General features: G+C 75.8%; 13 protein-coding genes. 5 read left to right on the top strand and 8 right to left on the bottom strand.

Annotation, left to right across the window (positions count from 1 at the left end; all coding sequences use genetic code 11):
* The first annotated feature begins 63 nt into the window (after window positions 1–63).
* The 5 genes from RMN57_RS08115 (at window position 64) to RMN57_RS08095 (ending at window position 8,370) form a co-directional block, all read left to right on the top strand.
* Complete coding sequence (locus RMN57_RS08115) at window positions 64–1,905, top strand: ABC transporter ATP-binding protein (RefSeq protein WP_313762711.1); 1,842 nt, start codon at window positions 64–66, stop codon at window positions 1,903–1,905.
* Entirely contained in the window at window positions 1,889–3,739 is a 1,851-nt protein-coding gene (locus RMN57_RS08110) for an ABC transporter ATP-binding protein (RefSeq protein ID WP_313762710.1), read from the top strand. The genes RMN57_RS08115 and RMN57_RS08110 overlap by 17 nt, the downstream gene beginning before the upstream one ends.
* Window positions 3,739–4,662 carry a hypothetical protein gene (locus tag RMN57_RS08105; RefSeq protein ID WP_313762709.1) on the top strand — a complete coding sequence of 308 codons (924 nt, stop codon included), beginning with the start codon at window positions 3,739–3,741 and terminating at the stop codon, window positions 4,660–4,662. The genes RMN57_RS08110 and RMN57_RS08105 overlap by 1 nt, the downstream gene beginning before the upstream one ends.
* Before the next feature lie 132 nt (window positions 4,663–4,794).
* Entirely contained in the window at window positions 4,795–7,347 is a 2,553-nt protein-coding gene (locus RMN57_RS08100) for a beta-ketoacyl synthase N-terminal-like domain-containing protein (RefSeq protein WP_313762708.1), read from the top strand.
* 78 nt (window positions 7,348–7,425) lie between these two features.
* Entirely contained in the window at window positions 7,426–8,370 is a 945-nt protein-coding gene (locus tag RMN57_RS08095; protein ID WP_313762707.1) for a transglutaminase domain-containing protein, read from the top strand.
* A 104-nt stretch (window positions 8,371–8,474) separates the two neighbouring features.
* On the opposite strand, the gene RMN57_RS08090 is transcribed toward RMN57_RS08095, so the two are convergent.
* The 8 genes from RMN57_RS08090 to RMN57_RS08055 are packed head-to-tail and all read right to left on the bottom strand — an operon-like array spanning window position 8,475 to window position 16,989.
* Complete coding sequence (locus RMN57_RS08090; RefSeq protein ID WP_313762706.1) at window positions 8,475–8,984, bottom strand: chorismate pyruvate-lyase family protein; 510 nt, start codon at window positions 8,982–8,984, stop codon at window positions 8,475–8,477.
* On the bottom strand, window positions 8,981–10,393 hold the full coding sequence (locus tag RMN57_RS08085) for a class I adenylate-forming enzyme family protein (protein WP_313762705.1): 1,413 nt from the start codon (window positions 10,391–10,393) through the stop codon (window positions 8,981–8,983). Before RMN57_RS08085 ends, RMN57_RS08090 begins: the two co-directional genes overlap by 4 nt.
* Window positions 10,390–11,073, bottom strand: a complete 684-nt coding sequence (locus RMN57_RS08080; RefSeq protein ID WP_313762704.1) for an HAD family hydrolase — start codon at window positions 11,071–11,073, stop codon at window positions 10,390–10,392. The genes RMN57_RS08085 and RMN57_RS08080 overlap by 4 nt, the downstream gene beginning before the upstream one ends.
* Window positions 11,070–12,137 (bottom strand): nicotinate-nucleotide--dimethylbenzimidazole phosphoribosyltransferase, encoded by a 1,068-nt coding sequence (locus tag RMN57_RS08075; protein ID WP_313762703.1) that lies wholly within the window; start codon window positions 12,135–12,137, stop codon window positions 11,070–11,072. The genes RMN57_RS08080 and RMN57_RS08075 overlap by 4 nt, the downstream gene beginning before the upstream one ends.
* Window positions 12,130–13,431: a glycosyltransferase family 4 protein gene (locus tag RMN57_RS08070; protein ID WP_313762702.1), complete on the bottom strand. Its 1,302-nt coding sequence runs from the start codon at window positions 13,429–13,431 to the stop codon at window positions 12,130–12,132. Before RMN57_RS08070 ends, RMN57_RS08075 begins: the two co-directional genes overlap by 8 nt.
* Window positions 13,428–14,585 (bottom strand): CDP-glucose 4,6-dehydratase, encoded by a 1,158-nt coding sequence (gene rfbG / locus RMN57_RS08065; RefSeq protein ID WP_313762701.1) that lies wholly within the window; start codon window positions 14,583–14,585, stop codon window positions 13,428–13,430. Before rfbG ends, RMN57_RS08070 begins: the two co-directional genes overlap by 4 nt.
* Window positions 14,561–15,346, bottom strand: a complete 786-nt coding sequence (locus RMN57_RS08060; protein ID WP_313762700.1) for a sugar phosphate nucleotidyltransferase — start codon at window positions 15,344–15,346, stop codon at window positions 14,561–14,563. Before RMN57_RS08060 ends, rfbG begins: the two co-directional genes overlap by 25 nt.
* Complete coding sequence (locus RMN57_RS08055) at window positions 15,343–16,989, bottom strand: carbamoyltransferase C-terminal domain-containing protein (protein ID WP_313762699.1); 1,647 nt, start codon at window positions 16,987–16,989, stop codon at window positions 15,343–15,345. The genes RMN57_RS08060 and RMN57_RS08055 overlap by 4 nt, the downstream gene beginning before the upstream one ends.
* Window positions 16,990–17,025: the final 36 nt, after the last annotated feature.

Genomic DNA, 17,025 nt, shown 5'->3' with positions numbered 1-17,025 from the left:
CAGTTCCGTACCAGCGAGAGAAGTGTGCTTCCCGTGCCAAGACGGCAAGACGGCGATCCGCCCGTGACCGAGACACCCGAGACCCCCGCCGGGGCTGAACAGCGTTCCGGCCTCGCGGCCCTGGCCGCCCGGCTGCGCGACCGGGACGAGTGGAAGTTCTTCGCCGTCCTGCCCCGCGCCCACCGCGGCCTGGCCGTCGCCTGGTGGGCGCTGATCCTGGTGCGCGGCGCCCTGCCCGCCCTGTTCGCCGTCACCACCGGCCTGCTGGTGGACGCGATCGGCGACGGCACCTCCCTGACCGGCCCGCTCTGCGCCGCCGGCACGGTGTTCGTCCTGCTCCGCATGCTGGTGCCGCTGCACTCGCAGGTCGGCGTCGCCCTCGGGGAGCGTCTCTCCTGCCTGCTGCACGACCTGCTGGTCGAGACGACCACGGCACCCGGTGGCATCGCCCACCTGGAGTCGCGCGAGCTGGCCGACGAGCTGGCCGGTGCCCGCGACTTCGACCAGGGCACGGTCGGCCCGCCGATGGCCATCTCGGTCGGGCTGATCGCCGGTGGCCTGGTCGAGGCGGCCGTCGGTGCCGGCCAGGTGATCGTGCTCGCCGCCTACACCTGGTGGGCGCCCCTGCTGGTCGGAGGCGCCTGGCTGGCCACCCACTGGCTGCTGAAGGAGAGCAGCTTCTGGGACCGCAACACCGGCGAGGTGCTGGACGCCCAGCGACGCTCCGACTACACCTACAAGCTGGCCGTCGACGCTCCGGCCGCCAAGGAACTGCGGATCTTCGGGCTCGGCGACTGGACCGTGGCCCGATTCGCCGCCGCCCGCCGCCGCCTGGTGGAGCTGCGCTGGCAGACCACCAAGCTGCAGCAGCGGCCGCTGCGCTGGACCATCCTCGTCCTGGTCGCGGCCAACGGCGTCACCCTGTGGTCGCTGGCCCGGGACGCCGCTTCCGGCGCCGTCGGGACCGGCGAGGTCGTCGTCTTCGCCCAGGCCGCGGTCGGTGCCAGTGCGATCGCTTTCGGCGGTCTGAACTGGGCCCTGCCGCCCGCCGCCGGTTCGGTCGCCGCCGTCCTCGGCCTGCGCGAGAGCATGGCGGAGGCCGGCCGGCTCGGCGGCACCGGCGAGCTCCCGGCCGGCGAGGCGCCGCGGGACGGGATCCGCTTCCGCGAGGTCGGCTTCTCCTACCCGAACGACGACCGGCCGGTGCTCGACGGCCTCGACCTCACCATCGAGGCCGGGACGTCGCTGGCCGTCGTCGGCCTCAACGGTGCCGGGAAGACCACCCTGGTCAAGCTGCTCTGCGGGCTCTACGAGCCCACCAGCGGCACGATCGAGGTCGACGGCACCGCCCTCGGCGAGCTCGACCTGCCCTCCTGGCGCCGCCGGCTCACCGCGGTCTTCCAGGACTTCAACCGCTACGAGCTGCCGCTGCGGGACAACGTCGCACCGCTCGGCGCCCCCGACGAGGTCGTCGAGGCCGCGCTCACCGACGCCGGAGCGGCGGACCTCGCCGACCTCGACACCGTCCTGGCCCCCGGGTACGACGGCGGCCGGGACCTCTCCGGCGGGCAGTGGCAGCGGGTCGCCGTGGCCCGTGCGCTCTGCGCGGTGCGCCAGGGCGCCGGGGTCGTCGTCCTGGACGAGCCCACCGCGCAGCTGGACGTCCGGGGCGAGGCCGAGATCTTCGACCGGATCCTCACCGCCACCAAGGGGTGCACCACCGTTCTCATCTCCCACCGGTTCTCCACCGTCCAGCACGCCGACCGGATCTGCGTCCTCGCCGACGGACGGGTCGCCGAGCTGGGCACCCACGACGAGCTGATGGCGGCGAACGGCCGGTACCGGCAGATGTTCGACCTGCAGGCTTCCCGATTCGAGGAGGAACCCGATGGCATCGCCGGCTGACAAGACCAAGCCTGCCGACCCGCTGCCCTCGTCCGTCCGGGCGCTGGCGCGCTCGCTGCGGCTCGGCTACCAGGCGAGCCCGCTGCTGATCGTGGTGGCCTTCGGGACCACGGTGGCCGCGGCCGCCCCCGACGCGCTGTTCGCGGCCGGCCTGGCCGCGCTGCTGCACGGGGTGCTCACCCAGGACGACGGCCGGATCCTCGCCGCAGCGCTCTTCCTCGGCGCCCTCGCCACCGGCAGCTGGCTGCTCGGCACCGTCAGCGACCGGGCCAACCGCCGCTTCGCCGACCGGGCCGCGGTCTACGTCGAGTCGCACGTCGCCCGGCTTCAGTCGGCGGTGACCACCCTGGAGCACCACGAGCGGCCCGAGCACGCCGACCGCATCTCCGTGCTGCGCAACCACGCCGGTGCGCTGAGCTACCTCTACCAGGAGCTCTTCGGCACCGTCGGCGTCCTCGTCCGACTGGCCATCACCCTGCTGCTGCTGATGTCGGTCGACCCGCTGCTCGGCCTGCTGGGCGTACTGGCCGTCCCCGGCGTGCTGGTGTCCGGCTGGCGCTCCGGCGTCGACAAGAAGGCCGAGGAGGCCGGCGCCCAGCACGAGCGCCGGGCCCGTCACCTCTTCACCCTCGCCACCTCGGCCGCCGCCGGCAAGGAGATCAGGGTCGCCGGCGTCCAGCGCTGGCTGCACGACGCCCGGCACGACGCCTGGGACCGCCGCTACCGGCCGCTGGCCCGCTCCCGCTGGATCACGGCGCTCTGGCAGGCCGCCTCGCACGCGCTGTTCGGCGCCGCCTTCGTGTTGGCCGTCGCGCACGTCGCAGGAGGCTCCGGTTCGGCGGCCGCCGACAGCCTGCTGCTGCTCACCGCGGGCAGCCGGCTGGCCCAGTACGTCGGACAGACCGTCACCCAGGCCCAGTTCTACCGGACCATCTGGCTCGACGTGTCGCGCCGCCTGACCTGGCTGGAGGACCTCGCCGCCGCCGACCGGGCCGCGGCCGACCTGCCGGTGCCCGCCCGCCTCGCCGGAGGCATCAGGCTGGAGCGCGTCGGCTTCCGCTACCCCGGCTCCGAGCAGGCCGTCCTGGAGGACGTCACCCTCGACCTGCCGGCCGGCAAGGTCGTCGCCGTGGTCGGCGAGAACGGCGCCGGCAAGACCACCCTGGTCAAGCTGCTCTGCCGGTTCTACGCCCCGACCTCGGGGACGATCACCGTGGACGGCGCCGACCTCGCCCGGATCTCCCCGGCCGGCTGGCGGGAGCGGATCAGCGGCGCGTTCCAGGACTTCTTCAAGTTCGAGTACCCGGTCCGGCAGTCCGTGGGGCTCGGCGACCTCCCGCGCCTCGACGACCCCGCCGCCGCCCGGGCCGGCATCGCCCGCGCCGGGGCCGAGGAGCTGGTCGACGGCCTCCCCGACGGCCTGGACACCCAGCTCGGCCCGACCTGGGAGAAGGGCGTCGACCTGTCCCACGGGCAGTGGCAGAAGATCGCCCTGGCCCGCGGCTTCGTGCGCGAGGACCCGCTGCTGCTGGTGCTGGACGAACCGACCTCCGCGCTCGACGCCGAAGTGGAGCACGAGCTCTTCGAGCGCTACGCCGAGGCCGCCCGGACCGCCGCCGGCGACGGCTCCGGCCGGATCACCGTCCTGGTCTCGCACCGCTTCTCGACCGTGCGGATGGCGGACGTCATCGTCGTCCTGGACGGCTCCCGGGTGGCCGAGTACGGCTCGCACGCCGAACTGATGGCGCGCGGCGGCCAGTACAGCGAGCTGTACGGCATCCAGGCGGCCTCCTACCAGGCGGGCGCGCGCGCCGTCCCCGCCGAGGCGCACTGATGGCCGGGCCCGCCCGCGCCCCCCGGCCGGCGGCCGACGAGCGCACCCTGCGCGAGCTGGTCGGCCGGATCGGGCGCGTGCCCGACCGGTACCGGGAGTTCGGGCAGACCGCCGCCGAGGCCACCTGGCAGCACGGCATCGACGAGGCGCTGCTCGGCACGCTCACCGAGCTCGGCCTGCCGTGCCGGCCGGCCGCCGACGGCCCCCGCTACGACCAGCTCGACCTCGCCAACGTCTCGCTGTCGCTCGCCCTGCCCTCCGCGCGGTTCATGGCCATGCGCGGCTGGGCGGCGGCGATCCGCTCGGCCGCCCGGGCCTCCGGCGCCACCGAGTACACCGTGGACGTGCTGCCGGCCTGTCCGCCCGGCCCGCGCGAGCACGACTGCAACCTCGCGGCGGCACCGCTGCTGCGCGAGCAGCCGGGTTTCGCCGGACCGGCCGGCGGCCCCTTCACGCTGACCCGGCGGGTCCCGGCCCGGCCCGCCGCGGTCCACCCGGAACTGGCGGCGCTGACCGAGCTGGTCGCGGCGGTGCACTTCCACCACCTGCCAGCCGGACTGCGGCAGGACGTCGGCTTCCTGCGGGAGGCGGCCCTCGCCGACTGCGGGCTGGCGGCGACCTTCCTGGCCGAGGAGGCGCTCGGGCTCGGCCTGATCGCCCGCCGGTCCTTCGGCCTGTTCCTCTCCGCGCCCTACTCGATCGCCCATTCCTGGCTGGACGTCAGGGTGGACGACCGCTGGGTCTCCTTCGACCCGCACCTGGTGAACCTGCTCACCGGCTGGAACCTGCTGCCGGCCGAGGAATGGCCGTCCTACCGGTCGATCGGCGAGGGCGCCTGGCGGCTCGCGGCCCACGAGTTCGTGATGGCCACCCACGACGGCGCGGAGACGCCGGTGTCGTTCCCGACCCGCGCGGCGGCCTAGGACGGCCGTCCCCGGGGCGGACGTCCCAGGGGCGGGCAGCGTCCCCCGGCGGGAACGCTGCCCGCCGGGGGACGCCCGCGACCGGCAGCGCCCGTGACAGCAACCTCCCCGGACCCGGACGAAAGGATCACCATGGCAGCCGATTCCCCGAACGGCGACCCGTCGGGCGAGGGGCAGGTGCCCCCGATCGCAGCCGTGCGCGGCTACGTCCGCGCGGTCGTGGCGGAGGTCACCGGGGTCCCGGTGGAGGAGCTGGCGGCCCCGGACGCCCTGCGCGAGCTCGGCCTCTCCTCGCTGGCCAGAATGAACATCACCGTCCGCTTCGACCAGGACCTCGGCGACGTCGAGCCCACCCTGACCTTCGAGTACCCGACCGTCGCGGAGCTGGCCGACCACCTGCTGGCGACCAGGCCGGCCGAGCTGGCCCGGCTGATCCCGGTGTCCGGTGCCGCGACCGCCCCGCCGCAGGCGCGGCCGGACCTGAGCTTCCGGCCGGACCGGACCGAGCAGGCCGAACGATCCGCCGGGGCGCCGTCGGCGGACATCGCCGTCATCGCGGTGACCGGCCGCTACCCCGGCGCGCCGGACGTCGAGGCGCTCTGGCGCAACCTCCGCGACGGGGTGCGCAGCACCGGCGAGGTCCCGGCCGACCGTTGGGACTGGCGCGCGCACTTCGACCCGCACAGGGGGCGGCCCGGCCGCACCCACGGCCGCTGGGGCGGCTTCCTCGACGGCGTCGCGGAGTTCGACGCCGAGCTGTTCCACGTCCTGCCGCTGGACGCGGCCCACCTCGACCCGCAGGAGCGGCTCTTCCTGCAGACCTGCTGGCACCTGCTGGAGCAGGCCGGGATGCTGGGCCCCACCACCCACGAGCCGGAGACCGGCGTCTTCGTGGGCAGCATGAACCACACCTACGGCAAGATCGGCGCCACCCGCTGGCCGCTCGGCGAGCTCACCGGCCCCAACTCCGCCCCGTGGTCGATCGCCAACCGGGTCTCCTACTTCTTCGACCTGCACGGGCCGAGCTTCGCCGTCGACTCGGCCTGCTCCTCCTCGCTCACCGCCGTCCACCTGGCCTGCGAGAGCCTGCGCCGGGGCGAGTGCCGCACCGCGATCGCCGGCGGCGTCAACCTGATCCTGCACCCGGCCCACCTGGTCGGGCTCTCCGCGTCGTCGATGCTCTCCTCCGACGAGGCGTGCAAGGTGTTCGACGCCGCCGCGGACGGGTTCGTCCCGGGGGAGGGCGTCGGAGCGGTCCTGCTCAAGCAGCTCGCGGCGGCCGTCGCCGACGGTGACCACGTCTGGGGCGTCATCAAGGGCAGCGCGCTGAACACCGCAGGGCGCACCTCGGGCTACACCGTGCCCAACCCGGCGCGCCAGTCCGACCTGGTCACCGCCGCGGCCGAGCGGGCCGGGGTCGACCCCGCCACCCTCTCCTACGTGGAGGCGCACGGCACCGGCACCGCCCTCGGCGACCCGCTGGAGATCGCCGGCCTGGCCCGCGCACTGGCCCCGGGGCGCCCGGCGGACCGGCCCTGTCCGGTCGGCTCGCTGAAGGCGAACATCGGACACCTGGAGGGCGCGGCCGGCGTGGCCGGGCTCACCAAGGTCCTGCTCCAGCTGAAGTACGGACAGCTCGCTCCCTGCGTCGGGCTGGAGGAGCTCAACCCCAAGATCGACACCTCGGTGGTGCGGTTCCCCCGGGAGACCGAGGCGTGGGTGGCCGCGCCGGGGGTGCCGCGGCGCGCCGGGGTGAGCGCCTTCGGGGCCGGCGGAGCCAACGCGCACCTGATCCTGGAGGAGTACCGGCCGGCGGTGACCGGGCCCGAGGACGCGCCCGTCGCGGAGGAGGAGCAGCTGGTGCTGCTCTCCGCCCGCACCGGGGAGCGGCTGCGCGTGCTCGCCGGTGCCCTCGCCCGGGCCCTGTCCGAGGAGCCGGGCGGGCCGGTCGGGCTGGCCGGGCTCGCGTACGGCTCGCAGGTCGGCCGCAGGGAGCTGGCCGAGCGGCTCGCCGTCACCGCGCGCGACCGGGCGGGCCTCCGCACCGCGCTGGAGGCCTTCGTCGCCGGGCGGTCGGCGCCCGGGCTGCGGACGGGTGCCGTGCGCACCGACGCCGGGCCCGCCGGCCTGCTCGACGACGAGGACGGGCGCGCCTACCTGGACGCCCTGGTGGACAAGCGGCGGCTGGACCGGCTGGCCGCGCTCTGGGTCGACGGCGTGCCGGTCGACTGGGCCCGGCTCTGGCCGGCGCCCACCCCGCGCCGGGCGGCCCTGCCGCCGTACCCGTTCGAGCCGCGGCGCTTCTGGGTCGACCCGGCGGCACCCTTCGGCGCCACCGGGAGGGCCGGGGACGCCGGGGACGCCGCAGCGCCGGTAGGCGGCACCGCCGCGGACGGCCCCGCCACCGCCGTCGAGGAGGTCCTGCGGCAGGCGGCCGCCGGTTTCCTGCTGATCGATCCCGCCGAGGTCGACGTCGAGGCCGACCTGATGGAGCTCGGCTTCGACTCCATCGCCCTGGTCCTGCTGACCGCCCAGGTGGGCGAGGCGTTCGGCATCGAGCTGGACCCGCTGCAGGTCCTGGACCACCCGACGCTGGCCGCGCTGCGCACCCTGCTGATGACGGAACACCCGGATGCCGTGGCGGCCCGGCACGGCGGCACCGGCCTGCCCGGCGCCGCGGGCTGACCGCGCCCGACGGTGCCGACCGAGCCCGCCGCGGCGCCCGGCGACCGCGCCCCGACCGACGAGAGAGTGGAGAACCCGATGCACGACCAGGTGGCGCAGCTGCCGGACCGCGGCCGGACGATCGAGGAGGTGGTCGCCCGGGCGCTGCTGATCCCCGGGCGCCACCGGGAGTTCGACGTCCCGCGGGCGATGCTGGCGAAGGCCTACGCCATCGACGCCGACCTGCTGGCCGAGCTGCTCGACGCCGGCCTGCCGCACGAGGGCGGCGGCGAGGAGCTGCGGCTCAACTCGTTCGACCTGGAGAACGTCACCGTCGAGCTGGAGCTCAACTGCCCCAACTGGATGCTGATGAAGACCCTGGCCCGGGCCTTCGACGGCGAGCTCGGCAAGGACAGCAGCAGCGCGTACGCCTTCCGCACCACCGGGCGCTGCCCCGAACCCGGCCACTCCGGCGAGTGCGACTTCGCCCCCAGCGCCATGCTGGACGCCAACCCGGGCTCCGGGGAGGTGACGTGGGACAGTCCGCTCTCCTTCACCCGCCGGGTCCGGCTGCCGGAGGAGGAGTACTGGTTCGACGACACCGCGCGGGCGCTGTTCGAGCCCGTCCACCGGCTGACCTTCCACCTGCTGCCGCACGAGCTGTCCACCGACGTCGGCTTCGCCCGCGAGACCGGGCTGGCCGACTGCCGGCTGGCCAGCCACGTCCTGCTGGCCGAGACCCGCGACGCCGGCGTGGAGGTCCGCGGCGCGAGCGGCCTGATCATGGCCGCGCCCTTCCCGCTCCAGCACATGTGGATCGAGGTCAGGACGGCCGACGGCTGGACGGCCGCCGACCCCTTCTTCCTCCGTACGCTGGCCGGCTGGCGGATCCTCGACCCGCGGGTCTGGCCGGAGCACCGCTCGCCGCGGCGGATCTACTGGCCGATCGACGGCGCTCCCGCGCCGGAGGACATCGTGCTGGTCACCCACCGGGGCGAGCGGGCGTCGAGCTCCAGCCGGATCGTCAACTGGCAGGCGCAGTAGGCGCAGTGTGCGCACCGGCCGATACCCCGAGGGCCCGGGACCGTACTGGTCCCGGGCCCTCCGGCATCGGTGCGGGCGGTCGCCCGCAGCCCCCGCGCAGCGGATCAGCCGCCGGCCCGCAGGGACTCGGGCGCGAAGTGCTCGTCGATCAGCATCACCGGGACCCCGCCGGCGAACACCCGGTAGCGGCGGGCGGCACCCGCCCCGGCCGGGACGCTGTAGGAGAGGATCTCGCGGAAGGACTCCACCCGGTGGCGGCGCAGCAGCCGGCCGATCGGCTCCTCGCTGCCCAGCAGGTCCGCCCGGAGCGGCGCCGGCAGCGCGCCCACCGCCATCACGGTGGCCGCCCGTACGTACACCCGGCCCGAGCCGGCCCCCACCAGGTGGGTGGTGCGCGACAGCAGCGGTCCGGCGGTGGGCGCCAGCAGCTCCGCGACGTCCTCGGCGGGCGGGGCGGGCACGTGGGCCAGCCGGGCGGTGACGATGCGCTCGCCCACCACCTGCTCCACCAGCGGCGTCACGGTGCCGTCGCAGGTCAGGATCAGCCGGCCGACCAGGTCGAGCCGGGCCAGCTCCGGCGGCAGCGGGTGCGCGGGGGCCGCTGCGCGCCTCATCGGCCGGCCCCGGGGGCCAGCGCCTTGCCGGTGGCGGAGCGGGGGATCTCCGCGACCACGTCGATGCGGCGCGGCACCTGATGGGGGGCCAGCCGATCGCGGCACCACGGGACCAGGTCGGGGGCGTCCGCGCGGAGCACCACGGCGGCCACCGGCACCTGCCCGTGCGCGGTATCCGGGGCGGCCGTCACCCGCACGTCCGCCACTGCCGGGTGACGGGCCAGCACGCGCTCGATCTCGACCGGGGCGACCTTCTTCCCGGCAACGTTGATCAGCGTCCCGATCCGGCCGGCCAGCCGGATGCCGTGCTCGGTGGCGGTCAGGGCGAGGTCGCCGGTGCGGTACCAGCCGTCGGCGTCGAGGTCGAGCGGTACCAGGCCGTCCGGTCCGATCCGGCCGGCCGCCAGCGAGGAGGTCCGCAGCCGGAGTTCGCCGCTGTGCGGCCCGCCGTCGCCGAGCGGCACCACCCGGGTCTCGACGCCCGGGAGCGGTGTGCCCACCGCGCCGTCCTCCGCCTCCCCGGTCGCCGGGGCCAGCGTGACGGCGCCGGCCTCGGAGGAGCCGTAGCAGTTGTGCAGGCGGAAGGCGAACCGCTCGGCGATCGCGGCGGCCACGCCCGGGCCGAGCGGCGCCCCGGCGGACACGGCCGTGGCCAGCGGGGCCAGGGCGGCCGCCAGCGCGCCGTCCGGGTCGGCGGCCTTGGTGAGCAGCGCGTAGTGGAACGGAAGGGCGATCAGGCTCCGGGCGCCGTCGGCCCGGACGGCGTTCGCCAGCTGGGACGGCACCGAGCGCGCCGGTTGGAACCGCGCGGGGGCGCCGAGCGCCAGCGGGGCGATCAGGCCGTAGTTGAAGCCGTAGGCGTGGAAGAGCGGTGCGGCGACCGTCACCGGGGCGTCGGGCCGGTAACCGAGGAAGGTGCCGACCCGGCGCGCGTCCGCCAGCACGGCGGCGGCGGTGCGGACCACCCCGGTGGGCGTGCCGGTGGAGCCGGAGGTGAGGAAGACGTGGGCCCCGTCCGGGACACCGGCGGGCAGCTCCGAGCGGCCCGCTCCGGTGAGCCGCAGCGGCGGTTCCGCGCAGAGCACGGTGGTCGGGCCGGCCGGGCCGTCCGGATCGGTGTCGAGGACGGTCGGGACGACGGGGTCGGCGGGGGCGGGGGCCGCCGGGTCCTGATGGACCAACGGGACGCCGGCCAGGTCGCAGCCGAGGACGAGGACGGCGTACGCGGCGGGGGCCGACAGCCGCGCGGTCACGGGCTCGTCGGGCACCGCCCGGCCGCGCAGCGCGCCGGCGACCAGCTCGGCGGCGGCGAGCAGCTCGCGGTACGTCCAGGCCCGGCCCCCGGCGACCAGCGCGGTGGCGTCCGGCGGGGCCCCGTTGCCGCGCACTGCTTCGACGATGCTGCTCATGGGCCGGCCTTTCGGAGGACTGCGGGGAGGTCGTGGAGGGAGCGGAGGGTGCCGTCGGCGGGCGGGCCGCCGCCCGGCCGCAGGAGCAGGGTGGGGACCCCGGCCGCCGCGCCCTGCCGGGCGTCCGCGGGGCTGTCGCCGACGTAGCGCGCCCTGTCCGGCGTGAGGCCGAGCCGGCGCAGCGCCAGCAGCAGGCCGTCCGCGGCGGGTTTGGGGTGCGCGGCGTCCTCCCGGGCGACGGTCAGCCCGATCGCGAGACCGGCCGCGTCGAGCAGGGCCTGGGCGTGTGCGCGCGAGCGCCCGGTGCAGATGCCCAGCGTCAGGCCCGCGGCCCGCAGTGCGGCCACCGTCCTCCGCGCCCCGGGCATCGCCAGCCGGTCCGTCGGCTCCTCGGCCAGAAGTCGCCGCAGCTCCCGGTCGTAGCCGAGCGCGGCCTCGTCGAGCAGGTCGGGCGGTACGAGGGCGGCCAGGGTCTGCGCGTCGGTCGGCCGCTGCGCGGCGGCGAGCCGCGCGGCGCTCGGCTCGGGCAGGCCGGCGGCGTGCAGGCTGCGCCGCAGGCAGCGCAGGTGCAGCGCCCAGGAGTCCACCAGCGTCCCGTCCAGGTCGAACACCACCCCCGCCGGTGCGTCCGCGGCGCCGTGCGCGGGCTCGGGGCCGGCCGGGGTGGCGGCCGTGGTCACCGGTGCTCCGTGAGGCCGGCCGAGGCGGCGGTGGCGGTCGCGTCGGCGACGGCGAGGGCGCCGTTGAGCAGGCCGACGGCCATGGCCGCGCCGGACGCCATGCCGAGGCGCATCTCCAGGCGCAGCAGCGGGGGCTGCCCGAGGGCGGCCAGGACGTGCCGGTGCGAGGGCTCGGTGGACTCGTGGGCCGCGATCAGGTAGCCGGCCGCGGCCGGGCAGAGCCGGACGGCCAGCAGGGCGGCCACCGCGGTGATCGCGCCGTCGATCAGGACGACCTGGCGGCGGGCGGCCGCGGTGAGGATCACGCCGACGTTGCCCGCGATCTCGTAGCCGCCCAGGGCCGCCAGGACGGTCAGCGGGTCGTCGGGCCGCCCCGCGCACCGGGCGAGCGCGCGGTCCACCAGGGCGGCCTTCTGCCGGACGGTGTCGTCGGGCACGCCCGAGCCGAGGCCGGTGACGTCGGCAGCGGGCCGGCCGAGCAGCCGGGCGGCGAGCGCGGAGGCGGCGGTGGTGTTGCCGACGCCGATCTCACCGACGGCCACCAGCTCCACGCCGGCCAGCCGCTCGGCGGCGTACCGGGCGCCGGCCAGTACCGCCGCGACGGTCTGGTCGGGCGTCATGGCGTCCTCGACGGAGATGTCCCCGGTGCCCGGGCCGATCTTGTAGCGCTGGTCGCCGACCGGCTCGGCCAGGCCGAGGTCCGCGGTCTCCACCCGGGCGGGCAGGCGGGCGGCCAGGATGCTGACCGGGGCCCGACCGGCGTCGATGAGCCGGAGCACGCCGCCGGTCAGGCCGTGCCGGAACCGCGAGGTACCGTGCACGGCGACGCCGTGGTCCCCGGCGAGCACGCTGACGGCGGCCGTCAGCGGGCCCGGTGCGGAGGTCCGGCGGATCGCGGCGACCCGCTGCACGAGGGTGTCGAGCTGCCCGAGGCTGCCGCCCGGCCGGGCCAGCGTCAGCTGCCGGACCTGCGCCAGCCGGGCGTACCGCCGCTCGGGAGCGGCCACGCCCGCGCAGAGCGCGGCGACGCCGTCGCGGCCCGCCGCGGAGCCGGTCTCAGCCATCGGCCCGCGGCCCGGTCGTCGGCCGGCCGGCCGTCAGGCGTTCGCCGAGCGCCGCGATGCCCCGGGCGAAGCGCTCGTTGGTGAAGTGCTCGGCGATCCGCCGCTGCGCGGCCCCGCCCCGCAGCCGGGCCTCCTCCGGCCGTTCGAGCGCCCGGCGCAGCGCCGCCGCGAGGTCGGCCGGGTCGAGGGTGCGGTCGCCCGAGGGGCCGCTCACCGGGACGGGGTAGCCGTACTCGGGGCCGGGGATCAGCTCGCGCAGCGAGTCGACCGCGCTGGCCACCACCGGGTGGCCGAAGGCCATCATCTCGGCGCAGACGTAGCAGAAGGACTCCCAGAGGCTCGGCACCACGTTGACGTCGGCCACCGACATCCAGCCGAGGGCCTCCCGCCGGGGCACGTCGCCGAGGAAGGTCACCCGCTCGGACAGCCCGGACGCGGCGGCGAGCCCGCGCAGCTCCGCCTCCTCGGGGCCGACGCCCACCAGGGCCAGGTGCGGCAGCACCGCCTCGGCCGTGCCCGGCCGTTCGACCGCCCCGAGCAGCTCCAGCGCCCGGAGCAGCTGGGCGAAGCCCTTGACCGGGACCAACCGGCCGCAGCCGACCAGCAGCGGGGCCGGGCCGAGCGCCAGCTCCTCCCGGCGCAGCAGCCACTGCGGGTCGCCGGCCACGGAGTCGATCTCCGCCGGGTCGACGCCGAGGTGGACCACGCTGTGCGGGGCGGTGCTCTCCGGGTAGTAGCCGGTGATCGCGTCGGACAGCGCCCGGCTGATGAAAACGGTGTGGTCGCCGCCCAGCACCGACTTGCGCTCCAGCTCCAGCAGGTGCGACCGGTCGGCGGTCACCCCGCTGGTGACGCGGTGCTTGTCGCGGTCGTACGGGGTGATCGCGCGGAAGTCCTGGAGCAGGACGTTGACCAGCGGCACGCCGTGCCGGCGGGCGAACATCGCTGCCTCGGGGTAGCAGAAGAGGTCGGGCAGGGCGACCAGCGCGGGGGCGCCCAGCTCGGCGGCCAGCGCTTCGGCGGCCCGGTGGAAGCGCCGGTGGATCAGCAGGCTGTCGTCGGCGAGCCCGCTGCCCGCGTTGTAGACCACCTCGGTGCCGACCCGGTGCACCGTCACCCCGTCGACCCGCTCGCGCAGGTCCTCGGCCGCGCCGGGACGGGAGGTGACCACGACGGCCTCCCAGCCCTCGGCCACCAGACCGGCCGCGAGGTTGCGGGCGACGGTGCTGGTGCCGCCCACCGTGGTCGGCGGGTACTCCCGCGAGAAGACGAATACGCGTCGTGCGTCGGTCACTGCTGCCCGTCCGTCCGTTCGTTCTGGTTCTGGTGGTGCTGCCGGCCGGCGGGGTAGTGGTCCCGCAGGAAGTCCCCGACCTGCCGCGCGGTCTGATCGACGGGCGGGGTGCCCGCGGTCACCGCCCGGTGCCAGGCGACGACCGCGGCGGCGGAGCCGTCGAGGTCGTAGCGGTGCTGCCAGCCGAGGGCGGTGGCGGCCCGGCGGCCGTCCAGCCGCAGCAGCTCGTCCTCGGTGAACTGCGCCGCGGCGGCGTCGGCGGACACCTCGACCGCGGCCCCGCCGGCCGCGGTCCAGGCCGCGGTGAGGGCGCTTGCGAGGTCGAGCACGGTCGCGCCGTCCCCGGGCGGGGCGAAGTTGAGGACCTCCCCGCCGGCGACCGACCCGTCGGCCAGCCGGTCGGCGAGCAGCAGCAGGCCGTGCACGACGTCCAGGACGTGCTGCCAGGGCCGCACCGCGTTCGGGCGCCGCAGCCGGACCGGCCGGCCGGCCTCCAGGGCGGAGAGCAGGTCGGGCACCAGGCGGTTGGCCGCCCGGTCGCCGCCGCCGATGATGTTCCCGAACCGCACCGAGGCGCCCCGGGTGGGGGCGTCCTGGTCGCGCAGCAGCGTCGCGTACGCCTCGAAGACCAGCTCGGCGGCGGCCTTGGAGACGCTGTACGGGCAGCCGCCGCCCAGCTCGTCGATCTCCCGGTACGGCCAGGCCCAGTCCCGGTTGCGGTAGCACTTGTCGGAGGTGACGTGCACCAGCACCCCGGGGCGGCAGAGCCGGACGGCCTCCAGCACGTTGAGCGAGCCGGCGATGTTGGTGCCGAGCGTGCCGTGCGGGTCGGCCAGACCGACGCTGACCAGCGGCTGGGCGGCCAGGTGGAACACCGCGTCGAAGGGCTGTGCGGCCATGGTCCGGTGGACGACGGAGAAGTCCCGGACGTCGCCGGTGACGATCCGCGCGCCCAGGCCGGCCAGGCCGGCGCTGCGGTCCCGGGTCTGCTCGTCGGCGTCCGCCGCGAACCCGGTCACCTCGGCGCCGAGCCGGAGCAGCGCGGTGGTGAGCCAGGAGCCGACGAAGCCGCTGTGGCCGGTGACCAGGACCTTGCGGCCGTACCAACCGCCGTGCTCGGCGGTGGGGTTCAGACCCGGACGGGGGTCGGCCATGGGAAGCCCTCCTGTGCCGCCAGCGCCTCGGCGTCGACGAAGTCCTTGTAGGTGTCGAACGGCAGCCACCGCCCCTCGTGCACCACCGCGTCCACCTCGCCGCGCGCGGCGAGGGCCGGCAACACGTCCTCCTCCAGTCCCAGTTCGGGGGAGAGGGCGGCCAGCAGGCGGGGCGAGCAGGCGAAGTACCCGGCCGAGATCAGCGCCGGCTGGAGCGGCTTCTCGACGAAGGCGGTGACCTCCATGCCCGGGCCGACGACCAGTTCGCCGTAGCGGGACCGGACCCGGGTGGCGGTCATCGTCACGGTGGCGCCGGACTCCTCCCGGCGCTCGGCGAGCCGGCCCAGGTCGAAGTCGGAGAGCACGTCCCCGTAGCCGAGCAGGAACGGCCCGGGTCGCAGGTGCCCGGCGGCGTCCAGCAGCCGGACGCACTTCTCGGCGTACGGGCCGCTGTCCACCAGGGTGACCCGGATCCCGTCGGCGCTCAGCCGCAGCCAGCCCGGGCCGGTCGCGATGTCCGCGGCGGGCAGCTCGCCGAGCAGCAGCTGCTCCATGGCCCGCGCGCCGTAGCCGGTGCAGAGCACGAAGTCGTCCAGCCCGAACGACCGGTAGTAGTCCAGGACGTGCAGGATCAGCTCCCGGCCGTCGGGCAGCGGGCGCAGCGGCTTGGGCAGGTCGTCGCCGTCGCTGCGCTGGCGCAGCCCGAGGCCGCCGCAGAGCAGGACCACCGTCGGGCGCCCGGGGAACGGCCGGGCGTTCACGCGGCCGCCTTGCGGATCACCAGGTCGTGCAGGACCAGTACGTCCAGGTCGGTGGAGAGGAAGCAGCGCAGGGCGTCCTCGGGCGACTCCACGATCGGCTCCTCGTTGTCGTTGAAGGAGGTGTTGAGCAGCACCGGCACGCCGGTGAGCCGGTCGAAGGCGCCGAGCAGTTCGCACAGCCGCGGGTTGAGCTCCGGGGTGGCGGTCTGCAGCCGGGCGGAGCCGTCCACGTGGGTGACGGCGGGGATCACCGCGCGCTTGTCCGGGCGGACCTGCGGCACCAGCAGCATGTAGTAGGCCGGAACGGCGGAGGCGAAGTACTCGGTCTGCCGCTCCTCCAGGACCACGGGGGCGAACGGGCGGAACGCCTCGCGGTGCTTGACCTTGGCGTTGATCCGGTCCTTCATCCCGGGGTCGCGCGGGTCGGCGAGGATGCTGCGGTTGCCCAGGGCACGCGGCCCGATCTCGGAGCGCCCCTGGAACCAGCCGACCACGGCGCCGTCGGCGAGCTCACGGGCCACCGTCGCGCAGAGGTCCTCGGGGCGCTCCACCGTCAGCCGGTCGGCCCGGGCGGCCACCGCCGCCTCGACCTCCTCGGCGTCGTGCAGCCGGCCCAGGTAGGGCGAGAACAGCCCGGCGGCGGGGGCCCAGGGGTGGCCGCCCAGCGCGTAGTGCCCGTGCAGCGCGGCGCCGATGGCGGTGCCGTTGTCGCCGGCGGCGGGCACGATGTGCACCCGCTCGAAGGGCGTCTCCCGGAGGATCAGGTGGTTGGCGACGCTGTTGAGGGCGACCCCACCGGCCAGGCAGAGGTCGGTGGCGCCGGTCTCCCGGTGCAGCCAGCGGGCCAGCTCGACGACGATCCGCTCGGTGTTGGCCTGGACGGCGTACGCGAAGTCCGCGCGGACCTGCTCGGCGGCCTCCGTGCCGTCGGCGCGCGCGAGTTCGCCGGCGATCAGGGCGCGCACGGCCTCCTGCTGGGCGAGCGACTGGCGGAAGTCGCCGTCGGCCAGGTCGTACAGCCCGGCCAGCGCCTCGACGTAGCGCGGGGTGCCGTACGGGGCCAGGCCCATGGTCTTGCCGGGGGCGCCCATGCCGCCGACGGTGAAGAAGCCGATCTCCTTGGAGACCGCCTCGTACATCCAGCCGATGGAGTTCTCGTAGGTGTCGTCGAGCCGCTGTTCGGCGGTGGCGATCCGGCCGGTCAGGCCGCGCAGCAGGGTGAGCCCCCGGGCGTCGCCGGTGTAGAAGCTGATCGTCTCGCCGTGCCGCTCGCCGTCGCGTTCGACCTCGGAGCCCCGGCCGTCCATCACCATGACCGCCGCCCGCTGGAACGGAGAGGTGTAGAAGGTGCTGGCGGCGTGCGAGAGGTGGTGGCCGATCCACTCGATCCGGTCGCGGTAGCGCAGCGAGTACACCGGGTTGAGGAAGTCGTTGGCCACGATCAGGTCGACGTCCTCCGGCCCGAGGCCGGCCTCGGCGAGGACGTAGTCCGCCGCCAGGCAGCGCTGCAGGCGCGGCCCGAGGCCGAAGGCGATCTTCACCCGGGTGAGGCGTTCCTCCTCGACCGCGGCCACGATCCGGCCGTCCTCCACCAGGCAGGCGGCGAAGTCGTGGTGGGACCCTCCGAGTCCGAGAATGCGCACGGGGGTTGTTCTCCTTACTAGTTCGGACGCGCGGTA

Source organism: Kitasatospora sp. CM 4170, from assembly GCF_032110285.1.
In the GTDB taxonomy this organism is placed as follows: domain Bacteria; phylum Actinomycetota; class Actinomycetes; order Streptomycetales; family Streptomycetaceae; genus Kitasatospora; species Kitasatospora aburaviensis.
Note: the sequence above shows the minus strand (reverse complement) of the source record. Positions and strands in the feature narration are given on the sequence as shown.

What these genes read in the sequence shown, in the direction of transcription:
- RMN57_RS08110 (WP_313762710.1), top strand. Translation starts at nt 1,889, where the DNA reads ATGGCATCGCCGGCTGACAAGACCAAGCCTGCCGACCCGCTGCCCTCG.
- RMN57_RS08105 (WP_313762709.1), top strand. Translation starts at nt 3,739, where the DNA reads ATGGCCGGGCCCGCCCGCGCCCCCCGGCCGGCGGCCGACGAGCGCACC.
- RMN57_RS08100 (WP_313762708.1), top strand. Translation starts at nt 4,795, where the DNA reads ATGGCAGCCGATTCCCCGAACGGCGACCCGTCGGGCGAGGGGCAGGTG.
- RMN57_RS08095 (WP_313762707.1), top strand. Translation starts at nt 7,426, where the DNA reads ATGCACGACCAGGTGGCGCAGCTGCCGGACCGCGGCCGGACGATCGAG.
- RMN57_RS08090 (WP_313762706.1), bottom strand. Translation starts at nt 8,984, where the DNA reads ATGAGGCGCGCAGCGGCCCCCGCGCACCCGCTGCCGCCGGAGCTGGCC.
- RMN57_RS08085 (WP_313762705.1), bottom strand. Translation starts at nt 10,393, where the DNA reads ATGAGCAGCATCGTCGAAGCAGTGCGCGGCAACGGGGCCCCGCCGGAC.
- RMN57_RS08075 (WP_313762703.1), bottom strand. Translation starts at nt 12,137, where the DNA reads ATGGCTGAGACCGGCTCCGCGGCGGGCCGCGACGGCGTCGCCGCGCTC.
- rfbG (WP_313762701.1), bottom strand. Translation starts at nt 14,585, where the DNA reads ATGGCCGACCCCCGTCCGGGTCTGAACCCCACCGCCGAGCACGGCGGT.